At 38.4% G+C, this 8159-nt stretch carries 6 protein-coding genes, 2 pseudogenes and 1 riboswitch; of the genes and pseudogenes, 6 read left to right on the top strand and 2 right to left on the bottom strand.

The features are described from left to right. Positions 1-350: 350 nt before the first annotated feature. Complete coding sequence (locus CVD19_RS22150) at positions 351-857, bottom strand: GNAT family N-acetyltransferase (RefSeq protein ID WP_101585355.1); 507 nt, start codon at positions 855-857, stop codon at positions 351-353. A gap of 359 nt (positions 858-1216) precedes the next feature. On the opposite strand from CVD19_RS22150, the pseudogene CVD19_RS22145 reads away from it, so the two are divergent. Then, a pseudogene (locus tag CVD19_RS22145) lies at positions 1217-2442 on the top strand (MFS transporter). Positions 2443-2776: 334 nt separating this feature from the next. Here the strand turns inward: CVD19_RS22145 and CVD19_RS22140 are convergent. Further along, the gene (locus CVD19_RS22140) at positions 2777-4603 is read right to left on the bottom strand and encodes an APC family permease (RefSeq protein WP_101585354.1); all 1827 of its coding nucleotides are present in this window, start codon (positions 4601-4603) and stop codon (positions 2777-2779) included. A gap of 144 nt (positions 4604-4747) precedes the next feature. Then, a riboswitch (cyclic di-AMP (ydaO/yuaA leader) is annotated at positions 4748-4890 on the bottom strand. A 135-nt stretch (positions 4891-5025) separates the two neighbouring features. Here CVD19_RS22140 and CVD19_RS22135 point away from each other — a divergent pair. The 5 genes and pseudogenes from CVD19_RS22135 to CVD19_RS22115 all read left to right on the top strand — a co-directional run bounded on the left by CVD19_RS22135 (position 5026) and on the right by CVD19_RS22115 (position 7690). Beyond that, the gene (locus CVD19_RS22135; protein ID WP_101585353.1) at positions 5026-5148 is read left to right on the top strand and encodes a hypothetical protein; all 123 of its coding nucleotides are present in this window, start codon (positions 5026-5028) and stop codon (positions 5146-5148) included. Between the two features lie 226 nt (positions 5149-5374). Continuing rightward, positions 5375-5518 (top strand): hypothetical protein, encoded by a 144-nt coding sequence (locus CVD19_RS25645; protein ID WP_257985252.1) that lies wholly within the window; start codon positions 5375-5377, stop codon positions 5516-5518. A gap of 6 nt (positions 5519-5524) precedes the next feature. Continuing rightward, a pseudogene (locus CVD19_RS25640) lies at positions 5525-5816 on the top strand (hypothetical protein); the annotation flags it as partial. 262 nt (positions 5817-6078) lie between these two features. Further along, on the top strand, positions 6079-6555 hold the full coding sequence (locus tag CVD19_RS22120) for a hypothetical protein (RefSeq protein WP_101585352.1): 477 nt from the start codon (positions 6079-6081) through the stop codon (positions 6553-6555). Between the two features lie 625 nt (positions 6556-7180). Continuing rightward, a complete protein-coding gene (locus tag CVD19_RS22115) occupies positions 7181-7690 on the top strand; it encodes a DoxX family membrane protein (protein ID WP_101585351.1) in 510 nt (169 codons plus the stop codon). Positions 7691-8159 lie beyond the last annotated feature (469 nt).

Genomic DNA, 8159 nt, shown 5'->3' with positions numbered 1-8159 from the left:
GACGGGTGATATGCAAAAATCCTTCTGAATTACGAAGAAAAACTTAAGTTCAATCTATATAGAATCAAAGTGAATATTTATGATTTAAGAAAAGAAATTAACTACATTCTGTGAAGGATAACTTGGAGGAGCCGTGTGCGTTAATAGCGCAAGCACGGTTCTGTGAGGGGGGAGGAGCACAATTTACCGAAAGGTAGAAAGGCTCCCTTCTACTCGACTAGTTCAATAAGGTATTCCAATCTTTGAGATTTTTTGGAAGAGCCCAAAAGGAATATATTCCTTTTGGGCTTTGAAAGTAGTTCATCTAATATGGTTAAATCGGCTATCAAATTTCTTCACTAATTTAGTCTTCAGTTTTCACCAACTGCTAATACCCAGTCATTACATCGTATGAAACTACCAATAGGATATTCAAAATCACATTCACCAATAAGCGAGAAACCGAGCTTGCGACAAATTGCATTAGAAGCGGGGTTGGTGATTTTTGGGAAAGCGTGAATGAAATTATGCTTCTTTTCAGAATTAATATTAGCAATGGCTGTGGCTGTTGCATTTGTCGCTATCCCTTTGCCTTGATATGCAGCTAAAACACTCCAACCTATCTCATAAACAGGTTCTCCTTGCCAAATCGTATCCCAATAGCCGACACTACCAACGGTTTCAAGATTTGGAAACAAGAGAATCTTAAACATACGTCCAGTTCCCTTTTCCGAGATCTCACAGTACCGTTTATGACGAGCTAGGATCTTTTCCTCTGTCTCTGGACCTCCAAAGTGTACTGTCATCTCAGGAGCATTTAGAAGATGAAGTAAATTAAGATCGCCTTCACCCCAAGGTTCAATCCTTATTTCTGGCATATTTCTTTGTTCCAAAATGGCACTCACCCCTTGTATTGTATATCTGACTGTATTGTAGTGCGTGGTTCAATAATTATCAAATAATTAAAAATATTTCCGTATTAATTATATGTTATACATACATATATTTTTGGTCAATTTATCTTTGAACTTTAGATTAATCCATACTCAGAAGGAATACGTATATTTTTGTTGAAGTTATTGTGCTAACAGGCTGCGATTATTTTTCTTGCTCAACTAACGAAGCAGTTAGTTGAATAAATGAGCAGGTTTATTAATGTTGTAATATTCCAACTCATAATTTACACATTATGCTATAATTTCTGCGTATTGGAAATTTATGAGAAGGGAGGACTGAAGTGAATCGCTCTTTTTATGCTTTGTTAGTTAGTCAGACTGCAACTAACCTTGGCTTTGCTTTATATACAATGGTCGTTGTTTTACACCTGTTTGATAAGACCGGCTCTACGACATTAGCTTCAGCCGTTACATTGGTTAGTGTCGTTTCACGGATGATAAGCACTATATTCCTACCTACAATTTCAGATAAATTTAAACCACCCAAATTGCTAAAGTTTTCTCAGATGAGCCAATTGATACTTCTTTTTGTATTATTTGGATTGTTTCTTCAAGAAATCAATACGATAAACATAATAAAAATCTTTATTTTGATAGGGGTTATATCATTTTTTAATGGATTTTTTTCTCCAGTTAAAACATCAATAATTAAGTCTATCGTTTCAAAAAGTCACAGAGTGAAAGCTAATAGCCTTATATCAAGCGTGGACCAAACATTTTTATTTGCTGGTTGGACCTTTGGAGGGGTACTTTTGGCTTTTATTGGCAAACAAAATACCCTTTTCATTACAATTTGCTTAATTATAATATCCATACTCTCTTTATATTGATAAAAGCTAGTATGTCTTCAAAAGTCGAATCACAAGAAGGAATAATCACTCGCATAACAATTGGTTGGAAATATCTTTTCAAACATAAAGGACTCAGAATCATTATTATAATGGATTTAATGGAGGCTTGGGTTGGCACGATATGGATAGGAGCTGTAACACTAACTTATGTACAAGATGCACTCGGTAAAGGTGAAACCTGGTGGGGTTATATAAATGGCGGCTACTATCTGGGAACTATTATTGGTGGAATTTTAGTGTATCGTTTTTCCAAGATGTTACAGGGGCATTTAACAAGTTTTATGTTATTTGGTTCCGCGGCTTTTGGAATTTTAACCTTTGCTTACGGTTTTGTTTCTAATTCTTTTATTGCTTTGTTGTTAGTGTTATTAATGGGACCTTCTTATCAAATGAGAGATTTAGCACAAGAAACAATGTTTCAAAATAATGCAGATGAAGGGACTTTAACAAAAATACTTTCAGCAAGATCAACATTAGTTCAACTTATTTTTATAGCCTCTATTCTCGGGATTGGAGCTTTAACGGATTTGATAGGGGTTCGTCTTGTTTATATTTTATCAGGATGCTTATTGATATTTTCCTCTATATTCGGATTCATTAACCTTCAACTTCGTAAAAAAGGTACCTCTTTGGAAAATGAAAATGTAAATTACTAAAGATGAATTACCTTGGCGTATCATTACATTTGTAGTTACATGTGGCTATAAATCAACAAAAGACTGTTTGTCCACAAATACCCTCAGAAATTATTTAGAAAAAAGCTTCATCTGTTTTTAAAGGAAAGTTCGTGAAAGATTGTACTTAAAGTAACGGGTGCGTTAGTTCTAAAAAAGAGCACGATGACAATGGGAAGCTTTTTTGTTGCGAAATTTAGAAAGAGAACCCGGGAAAGGGGTCCTCAAACTAAACAATCTTTTCATAGGAAACCGAAAGATGATGGAAAGGTGTGTCATGCGGGTATTTTTTTCTGTTTTCCACAAGACGTTTGGCTTATTTCTTTAAATGATATGGAACAGTGACCACAACCACATCTCTGCGATACAACAAGTATGCCCTGATTAATAAGCTTGTCTGGTTGTGCAGGATGTTATGCCACCATTTTTTAGGAATGAATTGTGGTATTAGTACCGTCACCTTATAATTCGATTCACTTGCTTTATGCTGAACTATATCGATAAATTTTCTTAGAGGGTTAATGATACTTCTATATGGAGAGAACAGGGTGACAAGTCTGACGTCAGGTTGCCATTTTTCCCACTTCTCTTCAAATTTTCGTTCATCTTCCCTTTCGAAAGGAACATAAACGGCAATAATTTGGTCAAACGACAAAGATTTCGCATATTCTAGAGAGTTTTCTACAACATGTGTGATCCCGGCCACTGGAACGATGATTACATTCCCTTTAATTGGTACAACAGGTTCACATGTAGTTATCCGCAGCTGATCCCCTACGTCTTCATAATGTTTTTTTATGCAATGGAAAATAAATATGATGATGGGCAGAAAAACCAATACGGACCAGACCTGTGCAAACTTGGTTAAAAAGAACATGAGTGTAACGGTAAGGCTGATTACCGCACCAGTTGTATTGATGATAAATTTAGGGACCCACCCCTGGGGTTTTTCACGAATCCATTTCAGCAGCATACCTGTCTGGGACAACGTAAAGGGGATAAACACCCCTACTGCATAAAGGGGGATTAGATGTTCTGTCTCAGCGTTAAAAATTGCAATCAAAATGGCCGATGCTACCCCAAGTATGATAATCCCGTTAGAATATCCAAGCCTGTCTCCCCTGATCGTAAACATTCTAGGTATAAACTTATCTTTGGCAAGGTTAACTGCCAATAACGGGAAGGCTGAATACCCGGTATTTGCTGCCAATATAAGAATCAGGGCAGTTGTCCCTTGAATGAAGAAATACATAAAATTACGTCCGAATGTTTCTTCTGCAATTTGCGAGACAACCGTTACTTCACCAGTAGGAGTTGTTCCGTAATAATAAGCTAACACGACAATTCCTGAAAATAATATCGCGAGTAAAATGCCCATAGCAGCCAGAGTTTTAGCTGCATTTTTAGGTGCTGGGTCCTTGAAGTTCGGAATGGCATTCGAAATGGCTTCAACCCCTGTTAAAGCAGAACTCCCTGATGCAAAGGCTCGCAGAAGCAGAAACAATGTGATTCCGGCGACAGGTGTACCAACAGGAGTGTGCAAATCTGGCGATACATCACCTGTTATGATCTTATACAGACCCACACCGATCAAAATGAATAAGGCAAGAACAAACAAATACACCGGATACGCAAGTATAGAAGCAGATTCGGTTACACCTCTTAAGTTCAATGTTGTAATAAATACGACAAAGAAGATGGCAATCCCGACATTATAAGGATGCAACTGTGGAAAAGCCGAGGTTATAGCGTCAGTTCCGGCTGATACACTAACAGCTACTGTTAAAATATAGTCGACCAATAGCGATCCCCCAGCAACTAATCCAGGGTTGACACCGAGGTTTTCCCTGGATACCACATACGCCCCTCCACCATAGGGATATGCAAAGATGATTTGTCTGTAAGAAAGAATTAGTGCCGTTAAAAGAATTAAAACCCCAATTCCTATTGGGATTGAATACCAAAATGCCGCTGCACCCACTGTTGCCAGGACAATTAAAATTTGTTCAGGCCCATAGGCAACGGATGACAAAGCATCGGACGAAAGGATCGCTAATGCTTTAACTTTATTAAGTTTCTGTTCCCCTAATTCTGTTGATTTCAGCGGGCGGCCAATCAACAAACGCTTAAGTCTGGATACCATTTGGTTTCACCACCAGAAGTTATATGTGTATTTTGTCCTATGAGGCAATAAGTTACTTCACCCTTATATTCGCAAACCAAAAAAGCCTACAAGCCGTAGTTAAACAACCTGTAGACAGCAACTCTCTTGTCTCACAAGCTCCACCTTCCTTCTCATAAACGCTTACGAGGTTAGCTGTCGGATTCGGACCTTTGAGTAGCCCTACCTTAAAAAAGGATTCACCCCTGGATTATGATAATCCGAATTTTGGTTCCCCCGCACCTATTTGGTCTCAGCGACTTAGAAATATGAAACTGTCACAATAATACTCCTCCGTCTAATGAAAGTAAATGAAAAAGCACACTGTGGGGATGTTATGGGTAAGGTATCTTAGGAATACCTGAGCACACAATAATGAAGAACAGAAGGGAAGGAGCATTTCTATGTATAAAGACAAGGTACCATTATTAACCGATGAATTCCTGGATGATCTGGCCAAAGAGATTACCCAGCCATATGGAGAACCCGAACGGGAGCAAACTGAGGGGGAAACTAAGGAGCTGTAAACCAGCTCCTTTACTAATTGTTGGTAGTCGATTCTATAACCTAATTACCCCCGCCCGTTAGTGAGGGAGTACGGGTCTTTACTTAATGAGGGTTGCCTTAAGTGTGAAGGTCAACTGCCATAAATATGGCGATAGTTAGGAGCACTGTGGTTTTCGGTAAACTTATTACTTCAAGTTTTCCAGTTTTTTTAGCATCGGATTTCGGTTTCTTGTTGCATCTATTATTATGATCCCGCTTTTTTTGAAACAGGAAAAAACATTTTCTTCTATAAGACTTAAAGATTTATTTGTTCTTTTTCTGCAGGCATTAGCAGGTGTTTTCTTATTTAATATTTTCATGCTTTATGGTTTGAAATCAAATGGGGTTTGAGCATAAATAAACCTCTTGGTATTCCGGGCCGCCATCCCTTTAGTAGCTAAAAACAATGCCTTTAAAGCATTGCATGAGTACTTTACAAAACGTCCGGATAATCCTTTGAATAAGATGCAATCCCTCATCGCAATATGCAGTATTACGTATCCTATTCACCATTGGGAAAAGGCAATGTGATTTCAGTGAACAACGTATGTTAAGGGATATTCCTCATTTGAAAGAAAAAATTACCGAAAGCAGCCTAGATGACTTTCTGATTTCTGGTATGAATGGTATTTCGTTGGTTTACATTTGAAGCACGGATTAGTCAGTAATTCAACTAAAGTACGGGAGATGACCCTGTCGAGCAGGATGACTGACATCCACCTCATGGGGAGGTTGGACGAAGGCATGTTGGGGTGCTTATTTCAAGATCCTGCTGCCTTAAACTGGCCGGCTTGTTTCTTATTGAACTAAAGCGCAGTTTAGTATAATAAGGAATCTAATATAGAGCTAAAGAGTGCAGGTCAATTTAATAGAATGTTATAATTCTTCTAAAAGACTTAAGGAGAAAATCGATGGCTAAATACCTGGAAATGGAGAAGGAGATACAGGAACTTAAAAAACAATTAAATGAATCTAAATTAATCATAGATTCAATGTCCGTTCCCATAATACCTTCTATTATTCCTGAAACCGTTTTAATTCCCATTGTAGGTAAGCTACTTCCAGGAAGGTTTGAAAAAATTATTTCACAGATAGCTAATTTAATTAATTTCGAAACCGTTAATACAGTTATTATTGACTTCAGTGGAATTGGTGAAAATGAGTCTATTGAAATGGATGTATTTGGTGAATCGATCATTAAACTTAATAACACGTTAAATTTATTTGGTATTGATGTCCTTTATACTGGATTTACACCTGCAGTATCACAAAAAATTATCAGTTCGGAGATGCAATCAGTAAAAACTTTGAAAACCTTTTTAACATTTAAGACTGCTCTCAAGCACGTAATGAAGCATAAAGGTATTAAATTAATAAACGAAGACTAGAGAAGATTTATGATATACAATAACTCAAGGGTGATGCAAATTAGACTTGTCTAATGCATATCACCCTTTTTTTATATGATTTTTTCAATAAGGGTCCTCAAAAAACGAAAACCGCTCATCAAGAGATACGGATGGATGTTGAAGGACCTTTGCCAGCCGCAGAATCGGTATTGACCGGTACCTGTCCCTTTGTTCATTCCGCTGGTGAAGCACTGTTTTGAACGGCGTTATTAGTTAACAGTATTTATATAGTTGAAGGTTCAAAGGAAATCACAAAGATGTGTGAATGCATACCTGACTTCAGGACAACGGGATCGTTTATTGTCGAGGGCCTGGAATATGTTGGCTGATATCATTTGGCCGGTTCAACTGCTAGTTGTTCTTCCCATCACCGGTTCGCCTGGTAAAAGCGATCCCCAAGAAAACCTATATTGTAGTGCAATGAAAAATATAAAGGTGGCCCGTAACTCAGGGATAAGATTGTTCACTATGGATTCGTTCATAGTTCCGTCAAAACATTTCTAACAAACTGTGAACTTATCATTATACCTATGTTATTTAAGGTCGGAATCAAATATAGTGTAAGTATCAAGAGCAAGTAAATTTTGAAAGGGTGGAAAACAATATGTTTAACAAATTTTTAAGAGAAAATAATGTCTCTGCTATCATCCTTACTGTCATTCGTGTGTATCTTGGTTATTCCTGGTTCACTGCTGGTCTTCATAAAATAACAGGCGGTTTCGACGCTTCCGGCTTCCTAAAAGGAGCAACTGCAAATCCGGTGAAGGGTCCGGATGGAAGTATGGTTTATGGCTGGTATGTAACCTTCCTCGAAAGCTTTGCATTGCCAAATGCCGAATTGTTCAATATTATCATCCCGTGGGGTGAGACATTAGTTGGTTTAGGGCTGCTATTAGGATGCTTGACTACAGCGGCAATGTTCTTTGGTTTAGTGATGAACTTCTCTTTCTTCCTGGCGGGAACAGTATCCCATAACCCAACAGACATATTCCTTGGCTTCATCATTTTGGCAGCTGGTTATAATGCTGGCCGCTACGGGTTGGACCGATGGGTACTGCCATTCATCCGCAAAACAGCCAATGGCGGAAAAGATGCTGCAAAAGCAACAGCATAAGTAGTATTTGAGAAAAGGCGCATTCGATAACCGAATCGCCTTTTTTTATTTAAAGATAAGAAACTATAAAATTTTCGTCATTCCACAGTAGCCTTTGCTGTGGAATTGTTATTTTACATGCCAAACATTATAAAACGTATCTTTTCGATGAAATCCATGATTGGGATCAATTCGTAGAGAAACCATAAGGGGTAAATCCGTTCCTAAGTAACGTTATTTTGAGCAGGAAGGCTGATTCGGTCACCTAGCCGTGTTCTAGGTGACGCAAACAGGTACCGGCGAGCTGGTTCGGTCATCTAGCCGTGTTCTAGTGACGCAAACAGGAATGGGCGAGCTAGTTCGGTCATCTAGCCGGATTCTAGGTGACGCAAACAGGTATCGGCGAGCTGGTTCGGTCACCTAGCGTGTTCTAGGTGACGCAAACAGGTATGGGCGAGCTAGTTCGGTCATCTAGCCGGGTTCTAGGTGA

The sequence above is a fragment of the Bacillus sp. T33-2 genome (genome assembly GCF_002860205.1).
Classification (GTDB): Bacteria; Bacillota; Bacilli; order Bacillales; family Cytobacillaceae; genus T33-2.
This window is presented reverse-complemented; position numbering and strand designations above follow the sequence as displayed.

Bases quoted from the DNA above. Each gene is read 5' to 3' on its own strand.
- CVD19_RS22150 (WP_101585355.1), bottom strand. From the start codon at position 857: ATGCCAGAAATAAGGATTGAACCTTGGGGTGAAGGCGATCTTAATTTA.
- CVD19_RS22120 (WP_101585352.1), top strand. From the start codon at position 6,079: ATGGCTAAATACCTGGAAATGGAGAAGGAGATACAGGAACTTAAAAAA.
- CVD19_RS22115 (WP_101585351.1), top strand. From the start codon at position 7,181: ATGTTTAACAAATTTTTAAGAGAAAATAATGTCTCTGCTATCATCCTT.
- CVD19_RS22140 (WP_101585354.1), bottom strand. From the start codon at position 4,603: ATGGTATCCAGACTTAAGCGTTTGTTGATTGGCCGCCCGCTGAAATCA.
- CVD19_RS22135 (WP_101585353.1), top strand. From the start codon at position 5,026: ATGTATAAAGACAAGGTACCATTATTAACCGATGAATTCCTGGATGAT.
- CVD19_RS25645 (WP_257985252.1), top strand. From the start codon at position 5,375: ATGATCCCGCTTTTTTTGAAACAGGAAAAAACATTTTCTTCTATAAGA.